Source organism: Microvirga zambiensis WSM3693, from assembly GCF_016735695.1.
GTDB lineage: Bacteria > Pseudomonadota > Alphaproteobacteria > Rhizobiales > Beijerinckiaceae > Microvirga > Microvirga zambiensis.
This window is the reverse complement of the sequence record NZ_JAERQD010000019.1, coordinates 58,879-74,473: the sequence shown is the minus strand read 5'-3', so window position 1 is coordinate 74,473 and position 15,595 is coordinate 58,879. Positions and strand designations below refer to the sequence as shown.

Annotated in this window: 14 protein-coding genes; 4 read left to right on the top strand and 10 right to left on the bottom strand. The window is 65.7% G+C overall.

What is annotated here, in order from left to right; genetic code table 11:
* Positions 1-2: 2 nt before the first annotated feature.
* The 6 genes from JKL46_RS16040 to JKL46_RS16015 form a co-directional block, all read right to left on the bottom strand.
* On the bottom strand, positions 3-491 hold the full coding sequence (locus tag JKL46_RS16040) for a putative pterin-binding protein (protein WP_246529348.1): 489 nt from the start codon (positions 489-491) through the stop codon (positions 3-5).
* A gap of 248 nt (positions 492-739) precedes the next feature.
* Positions 740-1,678, bottom strand: a complete 939-nt coding sequence (locus JKL46_RS16035) for a ring-cleaving dioxygenase (protein ID WP_201834567.1) — start codon at positions 1,676-1,678, stop codon at positions 740-742.
* 237 nt (positions 1,679-1,915) lie between these two features.
* Positions 1,916-3,352, bottom strand: coding sequence for a M20 family metallopeptidase (locus tag JKL46_RS16030; protein ID WP_201834565.1), 1,437 nt, complete (start codon positions 3,350-3,352; stop codon positions 1,916-1,918).
* Positions 3,353-3,622: 270 nt separating this feature from the next.
* Positions 3,623-5,473, bottom strand: coding sequence for an ABC transporter ATP-binding protein (locus JKL46_RS16025; protein WP_201834563.1), 1,851 nt, complete (start codon positions 5,471-5,473; stop codon positions 3,623-3,625).
* Positions 5,474-5,661: 188 nt separating this feature from the next.
* Positions 5,662-7,206: a helicase HerA domain-containing protein gene (locus JKL46_RS16020; protein WP_201834561.1), complete on the bottom strand. Its 1,545-nt coding sequence runs from the start codon at positions 7,204-7,206 to the stop codon at positions 5,662-5,664.
* A gap of 144 nt (positions 7,207-7,350) precedes the next feature.
* On the bottom strand, positions 7,351-8,862 hold the full coding sequence (locus JKL46_RS16015; protein ID WP_201834687.1) for an MDR family MFS transporter: 1,512 nt from the start codon (positions 8,860-8,862) through the stop codon (positions 7,351-7,353).
* Positions 8,863-9,061: 199 nt separating this feature from the next.
* Between JKL46_RS16015 and JKL46_RS16010 the strand changes: the two genes are divergently transcribed.
* From JKL46_RS16010 to JKL46_RS15995, 4 genes are all read left to right on the top strand, one after another.
* On the top strand, positions 9,062-10,249 hold the full coding sequence (locus JKL46_RS16010; protein ID WP_201834686.1) for a DNA glycosylase AlkZ-like family protein: 1,188 nt from the start codon (positions 9,062-9,064) through the stop codon (positions 10,247-10,249).
* A gap of 224 nt (positions 10,250-10,473) precedes the next feature.
* Positions 10,474-11,226 carry a phosphatase PAP2 family protein gene (locus JKL46_RS16005; RefSeq protein WP_201834559.1) on the top strand — a complete coding sequence of 251 codons (753 nt, stop codon included), beginning with the start codon at positions 10,474-10,476 and terminating at the stop codon, positions 11,224-11,226.
* The gene (locus JKL46_RS16000) at positions 11,223-11,768 is read left to right on the top strand and encodes a regulatory protein RecX (protein WP_201834557.1); all 546 of its coding nucleotides are present in this window, start codon (positions 11,223-11,225) and stop codon (positions 11,766-11,768) included. The genes JKL46_RS16005 and JKL46_RS16000 overlap by 4 nt, the downstream gene beginning before the upstream one ends.
* A gap of 76 nt (positions 11,769-11,844) precedes the next feature.
* Positions 11,845-12,462, top strand: a complete 618-nt coding sequence (locus JKL46_RS15995; RefSeq protein WP_201834555.1) for a DUF2239 family protein — start codon at positions 11,845-11,847, stop codon at positions 12,460-12,462.
* Here JKL46_RS15995 and JKL46_RS15990 read toward each other — a convergent pair.
* Genes JKL46_RS15990 through JKL46_RS15975 form a run of 4 tightly spaced genes read right to left on the bottom strand, consistent with a single transcriptional unit; the run spans position 12,446 to position 15,586 of the window.
* Positions 12,446-12,985 (bottom strand): GNAT family N-acetyltransferase, encoded by a 540-nt coding sequence (locus JKL46_RS15990; protein ID WP_201834553.1) that lies wholly within the window; start codon positions 12,983-12,985, stop codon positions 12,446-12,448. The two genes, JKL46_RS15995 and JKL46_RS15990, sit on opposite strands and share 17 nt — an antisense overlap.
* A 22-nt stretch (positions 12,986-13,007) precedes the next feature.
* Complete coding sequence (locus JKL46_RS15985) at positions 13,008-13,268, bottom strand: TackOD1 domain-containing metal-binding protein (protein WP_201834551.1); 261 nt, start codon at positions 13,266-13,268, stop codon at positions 13,008-13,010.
* Positions 13,269-13,277: 9 nt separating this feature from the next.
* Positions 13,278-14,333 carry an HlyD family secretion protein gene (locus JKL46_RS15980; RefSeq protein ID WP_201834549.1) on the bottom strand — a complete coding sequence of 352 codons (1,056 nt, stop codon included), beginning with the start codon at positions 14,331-14,333 and terminating at the stop codon, positions 13,278-13,280.
* Between the two features lie 11 nt (positions 14,334-14,344).
* Positions 14,345-15,586 carry a glycosyltransferase family 2 protein gene (locus JKL46_RS15975; RefSeq protein WP_246529347.1) on the bottom strand — a complete coding sequence of 414 codons (1,242 nt, stop codon included), beginning with the start codon at positions 15,584-15,586 and terminating at the stop codon, positions 14,345-14,347.
* Positions 15,587-15,595 lie beyond the last annotated feature (9 nt).

The window sequence follows — 15,595 nt, the reverse complement described above, 5'->3', positions numbered from 1 at the left end:
CGCTATCTCACATCGATCTTGGCGACCTGCCAGGCCGAGCGGGCATAATAGGTCTGGCTCTTCAGCTCGGGATCGCTGTCATAAGGATAGATGATGAACAGGGGACCCTTGTCGCGCACCGGCATGTACTCGCCATTGCGCTTGATCGCCAGAATGACTTTGTACTTCGCGAAATCCTCCATCGGGATCTCGGTGGTATAGTCGTTCAGAGCCGTCACGACGACGCGGTCGCCGGTCGCGCCGACCTGCTTCATGAGCTTGTCGACCGGAATGCCTTCGAACTTGACCTTGCCTTCGTGCCAGGGAGTGGTCGTCTCGACGGCCACCATACCGAGGGATTCCAGCATCGGGCGGTCGAACTGCGCCGTGTTGTCCTTGTTGGTCACGGCGATCTTGCCCGTAATCGTCAGGACCGCCCGCTCCGTCGGAGCGGCGAGAGTTGCGGCGTAAGCCACCCCAATGACGCCGACGAAAGCGACAAGCGCCCCCATCAGACCCGTTTTCACCTTGCCCCTGAACATGCCGATCCCCTACGGAAAAGTAATACAAGCGATAGCAACACATAAATTTGAGCAAAGTGTTACACAACTCTGTCGCGCAAGTAAAAGCGGCGAATCTGCAGGTGTTATTTTGTAATAGTTATTGAAGCGTAGCGGTAACGTAAAGGCCGCCTCAACGCTAGGCTGAGACGGCCTCATCCGGAAATCCCTTGAGTTGGGCGGTCGGAACGCAAGACCTTTTAAAGAGGCTTCAGCCCCGCTTCGATCTGGGCCCGCCGCGGCTCGAGGAACGGCGGCAGGGCGAGGCGCTCGCCGAGCTTGTCCATGGGCTCGTCGGTGGCGAATCCCGGGCCATCGGTGGCTATCTCGAACAGGATGCCGTTCGGCTCACGGAAATACAGGCTCTGGAAGTAGTAGCGGTCGACAGGTCCGCTCGACGGCGCCTTCAGGGACTGCAACCTCTCCCAGCATTCCTGATAGGTCTGCTCGTTGGGCGTGCGGAAGGCCACGTGATGCACGCCGCCTGCGCCCTGACGGGCGGGGGACAGACCGGGCTCGACCGCCACATGCAGCTCGGCGGCAGGACCGCCCTCGCCCATCTCGAACACATGGACCGGCGTATCACCCACGTGATATTCGCGGGCGGCACGCATATCCATGGCCTCCGTCAGCACCCGGGCAGTACGCTCGAGCTTCGGCACGCTGAGGCGGATCGGACCGAGGCCGCGGATCTGGTATTCGACCGGAACGGGGCTGCGCTCCCAGGGATGGAACTCGCCCTTGCCGCCATCGTCGACGAGGCTCAGGCGCTGGCCTTCGAAATCCTCGAAGTCGAGGGAGAGCCGCCCGTCGCGCTCCACGATCTTGTCGCTGCGGATGCTCAGGCTGTCCAAACGATCCTTCCACCACTTCAGAGCCTCCTCGCCGTTCACGCGAAGCGCGGTCTGGGCGATGCTGTGGGTGCCGCGCTTCTCGCGCTCTACCGGCCAGTCGAAGAAGGTGATGTCGGTGCCGGGCGAGGCTTTGCCGTCGGCATAGAACAGGTGATAGGCGCTCACATCGTCCTGGTTGACGGTCTTCTTGACGAGCCGCATGCCCAAGGACTGGGTGTAGAAGGCATGGTTACCTGCGGCGTTGGCCGTCACGGCCGTCAAATGGTGAATTCCGGTCAGCTTCATGGTGCTGTCTCCATCAATGTTGCGATGAAGATAGACCTGCAAAGATGCCGTTACGAGCCCGCAGGATGCCAAGGCGATCTTGCTGAAATGCAAGCGCGAAAATTGGCGCAGCAATTCTCTTCCGTCATGGCCGGACCTGTTCCGGCCATCCACGTCTTTGCACAGTTGCAGAACAAGGCGTGGGTCCCCGGAACAAGGCGTGGGTCCCCGGAACAAGTCCGGGGATGACGGCGAGAGTTAGGCGGCTTTCGCGCGCAGATCGTCCGGCGTGACGTCCTCCGGGATCGGGCAGAGATAGTCGCGCCCGCCGTTGCGCTCCTTCAGTTCCGCTTTGGCGCGGGCGACGAGATCGGGATTGCGTAAGACGTCGGCAGCGGTGGCCGCCATGGCCTTGGCCGCCAGCACCATGCCCTTGTGCGCCGCGGGCAGATTTCCTTGCGCGACAAGCTGCCAGGTGTGGAAGGGCGTGCCGATGGCGAAACAGGCCGTGTGGCATTGCACCGTCGGCACGATCCAGCTCACATCACCCACATCGGTGGTGCCCATCATGACCTCCTCGCGTGCCGGCATGGCGAGCACGCCCTCATGCAGCACCTTGGTCTTCAAGGACAGATCGTGCGGCTTCACGCTGGCGAGGATCTCTTCCTCGGTCAGCGCGTCCTTCTGCAGCTTCTGAGCGAAGGCGATATCGGCCTCATCGAAGGCGGGCGGACCGAGGCGGCGCATGTTCTCGTACATGGCCTCCTGCAAGGCCTTGTTGGGCAGAACGTTTGAGGTGGCGTCGGTGATCTGCACGGCGACGGAGGTTTCCGTCATCAGCGCGGCGCCTTCGGCGATCCGCTTTACGCGCTCGAACAGGCGCTCCGCATCGGGCAGATGCGGCGAGCGCACGAGATAGAGCGATTCCGCGAAGGCTTGCACCACGTTCGGCGCGCTGCCGCCCGTATTGGTGGTCGCATAATGCACGCGCGCGTCGGAAGGCATGTGCTCGCGCATGTAGTTGACGCCCACATTCATCAGCTCGACCGCATCGAGCGCCGAGCGCCCGACATGCGGTGCTGCGGCCGCATGCGCCGCGCGGCCCCTGAAGCGAAAGTAGGCCTGGATGCAGGCAAGCGACGAATTGGTCTGAACCTCGTTGACGACGCTCGGATGCCAGCAGAAGGCGGCGTCGAGATCATGGAACAGGCCGGCACGGGCCATGAAGGTCTTTCCCGATCCGCTCTCCTCCGCCGGGCAGCCGTAATAGCGCACGGTGCCGGCGATGCCCTCCGCCTGGAGCGCATCCTTCAGCGCGACGGCGGCCAACGCCGAACCTGCTCCGAGCAGGTTGTGGCCACAGCCATGGCCGGGCGTTCCGGCGGTGGTCGGCTTGTGTTCGGTGACGCCGGAGATCTGCGCGAGATCGGGAAGGGCATCGAACTCGCCGAGGATCCCGACGACCGGACCGCCAGAGCCCCATTCGGCGATGAAGGCCGTCGCCATGCCGCCGACATCGGTGGTGATGCGGAAGCCCTCGCGCTCAAGCATGGCGGTCTGCTCGGCGACGGCGCGGTGCTCCTCGAAGGCCAGTTCCGGCGCCGCCCAGATGCGGTCGCTCAAGGAGCAGTAATCTTCGGCCTTGGCATCGACATGGCGTGAAATGGCCTCAAGGCTCAGGCGATCATTATTCATAATGTTATTATATCTCGCAAAAGATGAACGGCGCGACAATATCGAGGTTCGCGCCGGCATGAAAGGGCGAAGGAGGTTCATCTTTCGCAGGGCAGGCGAGCGGCGGCCGCATGCGGGAAGGCACAAGCCTGTGATGACATTCGCGATGTCATGGCCGGGCTTGTCCCGGCCACCCCGATTCTGTGAATCACGACGCCTTTCGAATCGAGATCACCGGCACGAGGCCGGTGATGACGTCGGGGCTGTACAGACCTGGATGCACCCCAACTGTTAAACCGCCTCGTCCGCTACGCCCCTGCGCGGCGCGAACCCGCCGGACTGGCGCGACCACAGGCCGGCATAGAGGCCGCCGTTCTCCAACAGCTCCTCATGCGTCCCTTCCTCGACGATGCGCGCATCGTCCATGACGATCAGGCGGTCCATGAGCTGCAGGGTCGAGAGCCGGTGCGCGATGGCGATCACCGTCTTGCCCTCCATGAGGGTGGCAAGCGATTCCTGGATCGCCGCCTCGACCTCGGAATCGAGCGCCGAGGTCGCCTCGTCGAGCACCAGGATCGGCGCGTCCTTGACGATCACGCGGGCGATCGCGATGCGCTGGCGCTGGCCGCCGGAGAGCTTGACGCCGCGCTCGCCCACATGCGCTTCGAACTCGCGCCGCCCGCGCCCGTCGGCGAGCCGCTCGATAAATGCGGTGGCGTGCGCCTGGCCGGCTGCCGCGATCATCGCATCCTCGCCGGCATCGGGCCGCCCGTAGAGGATGTTCTCCTTGATCGAGCGGTGCAGCAGGGAGGTGTCCTGCGTCACCACGGAGATCTGCGCGCGCAGGCTCTCTTCCCTGACGCCGGCGATATCCTGGCCGTCGATCAGGATGCAGCCACCTTGAGGCTCGAAGAAGCGCAGGAGCAGGTTCACGAGCGTGGTCTTGCCGACGCCCGAGCGTCCGACGAGGCCGATCTTCTCGCCCGGGCGGATGGTGAGGTCGAGACGGTCGATAACCGTGTCGCCCTCGCCGTAGCTGAAGCTGACGTTCTCGAAGCGGATTTCGCCGCGCGACACGGAGAGCGGCTTCGCGTCGGGCCGGTCCTGCATCGTGAGCGGGCGCGAGATCGTCTTCATGCCTTCCTGCACCGTGCCCACATTCTCGAAGATGCTCATGACCTCGAAGGCGACCCAGCCGGACATGGAGACGACCTGGGTCGAGAGCAGGAGCGCCGTGGTCATGGTGCCGGCATCGATCCGGTTCGCGCTGAACAGCCACACCGCCGTGGCGCCGGTTCCGACCAGAAAGATCGCGTTGAGGATCGTGAGCGCCGCAACGTAGAACGTGTTGATCCGCTGCTGGCTCATGAAGGCGTCGTTGAGTCTGCTGTAGCCCTCGCTGATATACTCGTCCTCGTCCTTGCGCCGCCCGAAGAGCTTCACCGTCATGATGTTGGTGAAGCTGTCCACCACCTTGCCGGTCACGGCCGAGCGCGCCTCGCTCGACACGCGCGAGCGCTTCTGGATGCGCGGCAGGGCAACGAGCAGCAGAACCCCATAGAGCGAGAACCATCCCGCCATCGGCAGGGCGAGGCGGATGTCCTGCGTGCCGAGAAGGCCGATGGAGGCGGCGCCGAAGATCATGATCTGCCACACGGCGCGGGCGACCGACAGAATGCTCTCACGCAAGGGCCGGCCGGTCTGCAGCACCCGGTTGGCGATGCGGCCGGCGAAATCCTCCTGGAAGAAGCCGAGCGGCTGGCGCACCACGTGCCAGTAGTTCTGCCAATGCACCATCGTGGTGAAGGAGACCGCCAGCGAATGGTTGACGACGAGCCGGAACAGGATCGTCCCGAAGGGCCGCACCAGCAGGATGACCGCCGCCATGGTGATCAGCAGCGGACCGGCCTCGCGGAAGATGCCCTCGGGCGAGGTGTGCGAGAGCGCGTTGACGAGACGGCCGATGAGATAGGGAATCAGCGCCTCGACGACCGCGAGCACGAAGCCCATCGCGAAGAGTGCGATGAAGAGGCCTTTCGCCTGGGCGATGAAATGCCAGTAGAACCCCCAGAGCGTATCCGGCGGCGATTCCTTGGGCGGCTGCTTCCGGAAATCGATCCGGGACTCGAAAAAGCGGAACATCGGCTTGAGCTCATCGTCTCCGCCCGAATCAGACGGGCGAGGGGCGCAATGATGCAACACTCTTTGGCCGGGCGGTGACGGATACTCTACAAATTGATTGATGGATCCGATCAATCAGCTGCCATCGTCCTGGAAAGGCAGAAGCGGCTGAAGCCGTGATCGCTTCAAACGTTCGTGATGATCGCTTTCTACCCCACCGCGAACAGATCCCGCGGCTCCGGCGCCTGCGGCTCCTCGAAGGCGTTCGGATCGCCGGGACCGGTCTCCCAGCCGAGGTCGGGGAGCGCGATGATGCGCAGGCCGCGCGGGTCGTTGCGGGTCACGACGATGTTGCGGCTTTCCATATAGGCGATGAGGCGCCGGGCGCGTCCCGGCGAGCGGCTGCCGCAGGCCCGCGCGATCTCGCCGTCGGGCGGGCAGGCCGAGCCTTCCATGGCCGCGCGGGCGAGGAGCAGGAAGACGCCCTGGATGTCCTCGGCCAGATCGGCGGCGTAGGCGACTGCGCGGTCCCATTCCGAGCCTTCGGCGGTCGCCGTATCGACGCCGGCGCGGGCGACCGCGAGGCGGCGGCGGAAGGCGTTGAGGTTGAGCGGCTCGCCGGAGACGCGGCGGATGCGGCAGCGGACGAGAAAATCCTGATACAGAACGGCGACCGAGCGGAACGCGGCTTCGGGATCGTCCAGGATCTCGCGCAGGATCGCATCGAGAGCGGCCTCGCGCTCGGCCTTGGATTGCGCGGTTTCCTCTGGCTGAGGCTCCGGTGCGGCAGCGGGCCGCGTGCGGGCGAGCTGGGCCAGGAGATCGTTGGTCGAGGGAGCAGGCGGCGGCGGGGGCGCGCGGCGCGGCATGACCGGCCGTGCCACCACCTCGTCCTCGCCGGCCTTGAAGATGAGATCGCGGGCCTCTTCCTTGGGCTGCTCCGGCAGCGGCATCAGCTTGAAGGTGCCGCTGCGGGTCGAGGTTTCGACGGCGCCGATGCGGATCGGCAGCGGGCGGCGTGAGAGGGCGGGACCGAGCGCCACGAAATGGCCGCGCTCGAGGTCGCGGAACATCTCGGCCTGGCGGCGCTCCATGCCCAGAAGGTCGGCGGCGCGGGCCATGTCGATATCGAGGAAGGTGCGGCCCATGAGGAAGTTCGAGGCTTCCGCCGCCACGTTCTTGGCGAGCTTGGCGAGGCGCTGGGTGGCGATGATGCCCGCCAATCCGCGCTTTCGGCCGCGGCACATGAGGTTGGTCATGGCGCCGAGGGAGACTTTTCTGGCCTCGTCCGACACGTCGCCGGCGGCAGCGGGCGCGAAGAGCTGCGCCTCGTCGACCACGACCAGCATCGGATACCAGTAATCGCGTTCCGCATCGAAGAGGCCGCCGAGGAAGGCCGCGGCGCAGCGCATCTGCGCCTCCGAATCGAGGCCCTCGAGGCTCAGCACCACCGAGACCCGGTGCTGGCGGACGCGGGCGGCGATGCGCTGCAGGTCGCCCTCGCTGCGTGACGCATCGACCACCACGTGGCCGAATCTGTCGGCGAGGGTGACGAAATCGCCCTCGGGATCGATGATGGCCTGCTGGACGAGGTTGGCGCTCTGCTCGAGAAGACGGCGCAGGAGATGCGACTTGCCGGAGCCGGAATTGCCCTGGACGAGCAGACGCGTCGCCAGAAGCTCTTCCAGGTCGAGCAGCGCCGATTGTCCTCCAGGGGCGGAGGACGCCGCTCCCATATCGATGCCGACCTTCATCAGCCTCCCTCTTGCATTGCCAAAACCGGCACGGTCCTAACACGGCAAGGCTTAAGGAAGTGCCGGGGGAAACCAAGCTCTCCACAGGGGAGATGCCCTATCCCCAGCCATGACGCCGCAGAGCAGGGAAACCGGCGGGGCCGATCAATCGGCGATCGCGGCTTCCGCCGCCTTGACGGCGCTGCCGCGCAGGGGCCGCTCCTCCATGGCGAGGAGAAAGGCGAGCGACAGGCCGAAGCCGACAAGCGCCGCCATGAACACGTAGCTGAACACGTGGCCGAGATCGACCCCGCTCTGGGCCGCCGCAGCACCCAGCGCCTCGAAGCTCGCGGCCCCGCTCAGGCCCGAGCCGCCGATCACGATGGCGCCGAAGATCGCGACGATGAAGGCGCCGCCAAGCGAGCGGAAGAAGTTCGCCGTGCCGGTCGCGGTGCCCATCTGGTGCGGCGCGACCGCGTTCTGCGTCGACACCATGGTCACCGGCAGCACGGTTCCGAGGCCGACGCTGATGATCGCGAGGACGATCTCGACGGAAACGATGGAGAGGGACTGGCCATAGGCTGCGAGCAGGCCGGTTGTCGCCATGGCGACGAGAAGGCCGGCAATGGGCAGCCGCTTGTAATGCTTCACCTTCGCCATGGTACGGCCGGACATGGTGGCTCCGACAACGGTCCCGGCCATGAGCGGGATCAGGGAAAGGCCGGAATGGCTCGCCGAGAGGCCGCGCACGGCCTCGAAATAGACGGGCAGGTAGATCGTGAGCCCGATATAGGTGCCCATGCCGAAACAGGCGGAGAGCACCGCCATCCGAACCACCGGATTGTGCAGCACGCCCGGCGGAATCAGCGGCTCCGGCGCCATGCGCATGCGTATGGCGAAGAGACCCCAGAGCCCGAGCGAGGCGGCGAAGAGCCCGAGCACCGGCAGGGAGGCCCAGGGAAAGCGGATCCCGCCCCAGCTCAGACCCAGAAGCAAGGCGACGGTGGCCGCCACCAGAAGGGCTGCGCCGAGCAGATCGAGCCGGTGCGGACGGTCGTGGCGCGGCAGCTTCTTCAGGCTGTGGAAGGCGATGAACAGGGCGATGAAGCCGAGCGGAATGTTGATCCAGAAGATCACCGACCAGTGCAGGTGCTCGGCGAAGAAGCCGCCCAGCACCGGGCCGAGCAGGCTCGAGGTCATGAAGACGCTGGCGAAATAGACCTGATAGCGCCCACGTTCCCGCGGCGCCACGATGTCGGCGATGATGGTCTGGGCGAGCGCGATCAGGCCGCCGCCGCCGACCCCCTGCAGCGCGCGCGCCAGGATGAGGACAAACATGGTCGGCGCCAGTGCGCATGCGATGGACCCGGCGATGAAGATGACGATGCCGATCAGCATGGTGACGCGCCGGCCATAGGAATCGCTGAACTTGCCGTAGAGCGGCGTGACTGCGGTCGAAGTCAGGAGGTAGACGGTCACGATCCAGGGCAGGTGCTCCAGGTCGCCGAGCTCGCGGCCGATGGTCGGCAGCGCCGTCGCGATGATGGTCTGGTCGAGCGCCGCGAGAAACATGGCGAGCAGGACGCCGAGGATGATCGTGCGGATCTCGGCATGGCTGAGGGCGGGAGCCGGGCTGCCCTGCGGACGCTCGTTCGGTGATTGGTCCATCGTGTCCATCGTGTTCGGAAGAGTGCCCATCTAGGCCGCGCGCAAAGATTTTGTCCGCCTGCCGATTGCAGGGCAGATATGCATTCGCCCCGACGATCAGGTCAAAGCGGAAGAGCCATCCACAGGTTCCACCTGCCCGGATGCCTAACCCTATCCCGCGCCTCTGGCCTCCGGCAATCCCGTTCCTGTATTGTTCGCCGCCATGGCAATCCGGACCCGATTCTCCCTCGCCCAGGCGCGGCGCATCGCGCTCGCCGCCCAGGGTTTTCACGAAGGCCGTCCCAGCGCGGCGACCCGGCGGCACCTGAGCCGCGTGCTGCAGCGCTCGCACCTGCTGCAGATCGATTCGGTCAATGTGCTGGTGCGTGCCCATTACATGCCGCTGTTCTCGCGCCTCGGCGCCTATGACCGGGGCCTGCTCGAAAAGACCGCCTACCACCCGAAGAAGCGCGAAGCCTTCGAGTATTGGGGTCACGAGGCCTCGCTGATCAGGCTCGACCTGCATCCGCTCTTCCGCTGGCGCATGGCGCGGGCGAGGCGCGGCGAGGGCGTCTATGGCGGGCTTGCCCGATTCGGACGCGAGAAACGCGCCTTCATCGAGGAGGTCCGGCGCGAGATCGAGGCGCGCGGCCCCTTGGCCGCGGGTGAGCTCTCCGGAGGGCACAAGGGCCAGGGCTCCTGGTGGGGCTGGAGCGACGGCAAGCGTGCGATGGAATGGCTGTTCTGGGCCGGCGAGGTGACCACCGCCACGCGGCGCGGCTTCGAGCGCATCTACGATCTTCCGGAGCGCGTCCTGCCGAGCGAGATCATCAACGCGCCGACCCCCTCCGACGATGAGGCGCAGCGGGAGCTCCTGCGGCTCTCGATCCGCTCCCTCGGCATCGCCTCGGAACGCTGCCTGCGCGATTATTTCCGCATCGAGCCGCAGGATGCCAAGGCCCGCATTCCCGAACTGGTGGAGGCGGGCGACCTCATTCCCGTCACCGTCGAGGGCTGGAACGGGCCGGTCTATCTCGATCCGCAGGCCAAGTTCCCGCGCCGGGTCGAGGCGCGGGCGCTGGTCTCGCCCTTCGATCCCATCGTTTGGGAGCGCACGCGCACGGAGCGCCTGTTCGATTTCCGCTACCGGATCGAGATCTACACGCCGGCCGAGAAGCGCGAATTCGGCTATTACTGCCTGCCTTTCGTGCTCGGCGAGACGATCGTCGCCCGGGTCGACCTCAAGGCGGATCGCGCGGCCGGCAACCTCATCGTCCATTCCATCCACCCGGAGGCGGGCATTCCGCCGGAGGAGATCGCGCCAGCGCTCGGCGAGGAGCTGCGTCTGATGGCCGAATGGCTCAATCTCGGCAGCATCACTGCGCCGAAGGCATGGCGGAAGCGGCTCGCGGTGTGAGAGCGAGGCGGGAGCCCGAGACAACACTTCCCACGTCATCACCTCCCCGGACTTGATCCGGGGATCAGTGCCGGGGATCTCGATTAAGAAAAGCGCGGTGCCTCACAGGATCGGGATGGCCGGCACAAGGCCGGCCATGACGTGGAGGATGGCCGTCATGGTTTAGCACCGCATGCGCCCCCTCCCCTCGCCAGATGCTTCAAACTTTCCTATCTCAAGAAGCCATGAACTCGCTTCTCGCCCCCGCCACGCGCCTGTGGCTCCGCCTGCGGCTCAATGAAATCGGACCGCTGCTGTCGCTTTCCGCCTGCGGCTTCTTCGCCTGGGCGTTCATTGAACTCGCCGATGAGGTGCGAGAGGGCGAGACCCATGCCATCGACAGCCAGCTTCTGCTCGCCCTGCGCGATCCGCAGAATCCGGCCAATCCCCTTGGGCCGTCCTGGCTGGAGGAATCGGCTCGGGACATCACGGGCCTCGGCGGCTACGCGATCCTGACGCTCATCACCCTGGCCACCTGGCTTTACCTGATGATGACCCGCAGGCAGGGAATCGCCCTCCTGGTGCTCGTCGCCATCGTCGGAGGCACATTGATCTCGACGGGATTGAAGATGGGCTTCGAGCGCCCCCGTCCCGATCTCGTGCCTCATGCGACCCGGATCTACACAGCGAGCTTTCCGAGCGGCCATGCCATGATGTCGGCCATTACCTATCTGACCCTCGGCGCCCTGCTCGCCCGGGTAGAGAAAAGCCGGCGCGTCAGCGCCTTCATCATGACGCTCGCCATCGTCGTGACGCTCCTCGTCGGCGTGAGCCGGGTCTATCTCGGCGTGCACTGGCCGAGCGACGTTCTGGCCGGCTGGGCCGTCGGCGCGGCCTGGGCATCCTTGTGCTGGTTCGTGGCGCTCCAGCTGCAGCGGCGCGGCCGGGTGGAGAAGCCGGGCGAGATATCGCCTTCCACCGACGCGAAGCCGGAATGAGCGACGAGAGCAAACCGCTCCGAAAGCCGCCGCGCAAGGTGACGCCGGCCTATCTGCAGCGGGCGGCGCTGGCCTATCTCGAGCGCTATTCCTCCTCGGCCGAGAACCTCCGCCGCGTGCTCCGCCGCAAGGTCGACAAGCGCTGCCGCCTGCGCGGCGAGGACCCGGCCGAGTTTTCCGAGGCGATCGACGAGGTGGTGGCCAAATGCCTGCGCAGCGGCCTCATCGACGACACGCGTTACGCCGAGGCCCGCGTCGCCACCCTGCGCCGCCGAGGCGGTTCGGCGCGGGCGATCCAGGCGAAGCTTTCCGCCAAGGGCGTCGATCGCGCCGCCATCGCCGCGGCCTTGGAAGGCGAAGAGGGCGATGAGCAGGAGGCCGCCCGCGCCTTCGCCCGCCGCCGCAAGCTCGGACCGTTCAGACCCGGCGAGCGGGCCCCTTATCGCGACAAGGACCTTGCCGCCATGGCCCGGGCCGGTTTCCGCTTCGACGTGGCGCGGGGCGTGATCGATGCGGAGCCTGACGAGGATGCGGATTCTTGAGCGGTTTTACCCGGATATTATTGACAGATTAATTTAACCCGGGTAAAACACGCCGACCATTCGATCACGGCGGGGCATGACCATGACTAACGATCAGAACTCATATACGGCTTTTGCCGGCAGCCGGCGGGTTGCCTCCGGCGACCTGGCTTCCGTGGCCAAGGCGACGAAGGCGGCGCTGGAACGCGGCGAAGACGCGCCGATCGTCATTCTCGACGACGAGACATCCCGCGTCGTCGAGGTGGATTTCCGCGGCACGGCGGAGGATGTGCTGGCGCGGCTGGGGACAATCTCCGGCTCTCCCGTCGAGACTCTGGAGCCGCGCGGACCGGGCCGGCCGAAACTCGGCGTCGTCGCGCGGGAGGTGACCCTGCTGCCGCGGCACTGGGAATGGCTCAACGCCCAGCCGGGCGGCGCATCGGTCGCCCTGCGCAAGCTGGTCGAGGAGGCACGGCGCGGCAGCGAATCGAAAGACCGCGTGCGACAGGCACAGGAAGTGCTCTACCGGTTCATGTCGATTCTTGCCGGCAACGAGGCCGGCTTCGAGGAAGCCGCGCGGGCGCTCTTCGCCGGAGACAGGACGCTGTTCACCGCTCTGATCGGCCTATGGCCGAGGGACCTTCGCGCCCATGCCGAAAAGCTTGCCGACAGCGCCTTCGCGGAGGAGCCTTCAACAGCTACCGCACGAACATGATCGTCGGGTTGCCCTTGTAGGTGGTGTGCTGCAATTCGCGAAAGCCGCATTTCTCCGCCACGCGGAGCGAGGCTTCGTTCTCCGGCGCGATGATGCAGGCCATCTGCCTACCGTCGAAATGTTTTTCGCCCCAGGCGATGGCCGCCCGCACGGCTTCCGTCGCATAGCCTCTGCCATGGCTGTCGGGCGCCAGCACCCAGCCCATCTCCGGCATTCCGTCGAGGGAGGGTTCGATCTCGCGCCTGAAATCGGCAAAGCCCACCTCGCCGAGAAAGCGGCCGCTGTGTTTCTCGGTCACGACCCAATAGCCGAAGCCTAGGAGGGCCCAGAGGCCCGCATAGCGCAGAAGGCGCGCCCAGACTTCTTCCTGGGTCGACGGCCTGCCGCCTATGAACCGCGTGACCGATTCATCGGTCCAAAGGTTGAAGCAATCGGCATAATCGTCGACGCGATGGCCACGCAGGACGAGGCGCTCGGTCTCGACGATCGGGACGGAAACGGTAGCTGAGGTGAGAGGAGACATCGTTTGAACTGGCAGATCCGAATCATGCGTCTTGAGCGGGATCATGAGGCACGATGAATTCGGTTTCGCATAGCCGGCAGCGCGCGCTTTCACCGACGATCTCCGCCGCACGGTCATGATTGCGCAAGGCTCGCAGGCATTTCGGGCAGCGATGCCCGCCGGTGGTTTCGAAATCGTAAGAAGGCCCCACATAGGCGCAGATCAGGTGATGGACGATCGGCGCCGTCTCGATCTCGGAACTGCCACAAGCCGGGCAGACGATGCGGATAGGGTCGGGCTGCATCCTCACGCCTCAATCGAGATTGAAGAGGTGCACGAAGCTCTCCGCGACGCGGCTCGCGATATCGGTGTAGTACATGTAGACGTTCACCGTCGCATTGAGTGCGGGGGGATGTACGTCCGGATCGAGACGGATGCGCGCGACCTGACCCCGCTGCGGATCGCGCAGGAGCGAGCTGCGGCGGCTCTCGAACGTGTCGGAGATCGGCAGGATCTCGCCGATGGTGCCGAGCACGCGGTTGCGGCCGATCCCGATGACGACCCGATAGCCGGGCTGCGGATCGACGAGCCGGAAATCCGGGATGTACCAATCCACATAGACATTCCCGTCCTGGAAGATCTCGGCGATCGATGAGCCGGCAACGACGGTTTCACCGGCCCGGGCGATATGGGTGGCGACGATGCCGTTCACCGGCGAGACCACGCGGCCACCGTCGAAATCCTTTTCGGTGCGATCGAACTGGTTCTGGATCTGCTGACGCGTTTCCGCGAGGCGCAGGACCTGCGTCGAGGCTTCGTCCGCCTCGGCCTCCAGCGCCACGGCATTCTGCACGGCCTGCGCCCGTTCGCGATAGACCTCGGTGCGATAGGCGACGCTGGCGCTGTCCGGGTTGGCCATCGACTCGAGACGGCGCTGATTATCGTCGGCGATGCGCAGGCGCGAACGCGCGGCGTCGAGGGAGTCGCGGGCAAGCCGCGCCTTGATCCGCAGTTCCGCTTCCCGGGTCGTCACTTCGGCAAGCGCGCGCGTGAGATCCGCGAGCGTTTCGCTCACCTGCGGCGAGCGCACGAGCGCCACCGGCATGCCCGCCTGCACCTTGGCGCCCGGCGCCACGTCGACCCGCTGCACCTGGACGATGTAGGGCACGGACACGACTTCGCGCGGGGCCGAGACGATGCCGGGTCCGCTCAGGAAAACGAGCGGAGCGCTGAACCGGAACACGAAGAAGCCGAGCACGCCGATCACGCCGAGCGCATAGATGAAGCGCACCATGCGGCCGGTGGCCGAGCGACGGCTCTCGACGGGATCGGGCACGTTGGGATCGAGGCGGCGAAGCTGGATGTTCATGGCACGGCCTTTCACGTGCGCTGGCCCATCAGAACACGCCGGACGCGAGGCGGAACGTAGTCGTCGGAGCGCGAAGTGGAGAACAGGATCTCGGACGAATAGGCCACGAAGCGCGTGAGCTTCATGGCAATACCCTGGTAGAACGGGAAGACGAGGGCGACCGACAGGCCGAACAGCGTCGGCGAGCGGCCGAACAGAAGGCTCGCGAGCGCAATGTTGAACAGGGCGATGCCGAGCAGGAGCGCATAGACCGCCACGAGGAACAGCAGGGTCTGCGGCCCGAAGATCAGCGTGCAATAGACGAGGTAGAACGGGAACGACAGCGTCGGCACGAGATCGAAGACGATGAAGTCGAGGCGCTGAAGGCTGTCGGACAGCCGCTCCGGCTTGAAGATCTCGACCTCGCGATACTCGATGAGCCGGATCCGCAAGGCGTCCCGGTCCCAGCGCTGGCGCTGGCGGATGAGACTCACCGGATTGTCGGGCACGAGGGTATCGGCCCAGGCCTCGGACACGAACCGCACCCGGTAGCCGAGACGGCGCAGGCGAAGCGTCATCTCGAGATCCTCGCCCGGACCGGGATCGAGCCCGCCCCGGTCCAGGAAGATGTCGCGGCGATAGACCGAGCACGCGCCCGAGCAGCAAGAGACCGCCCCGAGAACGTTGAGGAAGGATTTTCCGGCGCTGATCGACATCAGGTATTCGAGCCCCTGCAGCGCCGTGGTGAAGGAGGCGTCCTCGTTGCTGACGCCGAGATTGCAGCATGCGGCGGCAACGCGCGGATCGTGGAAGACGGCGGCGAGGCGTGCCAGCGCATGGGGCGCAAAGACCGTGTCTGGATCCATGGCGAGGATCAGGTCGCCGCGGGCGAAGCGGGCACCCGCATTCACCGCCGGGCTGCGCCCGCAGCGGGTGCCGTGGTGGATGACCATGTCGATCAGGCCGGCGGCCTGGGCCTGCCTTGCCAGCGCCAGGGTATCGTCCGTCGAACCGTCGTCGACCACGATGATTTCGAACGGCTTGAACGTCTGCCGGTGCAGGGAGGCGATGGACTGCATCAGGCCGGGGCCGCCGTTGAAGGCCGGCAGGATCACGCTGATGGTGACGCCGCCCTCTGCCTCCAGGATCGCAGGCCGCCGGGGCCAGTTCAGCGGAACCAGCGAGACGAGCGAGATCGTGTAGCGCGGGATGTCGAGCACGAAGACGGAGAAGGCAAGCAGCAGCCAATCCGCATGGCTCAACAGCAACAGCATGTCGTTCAA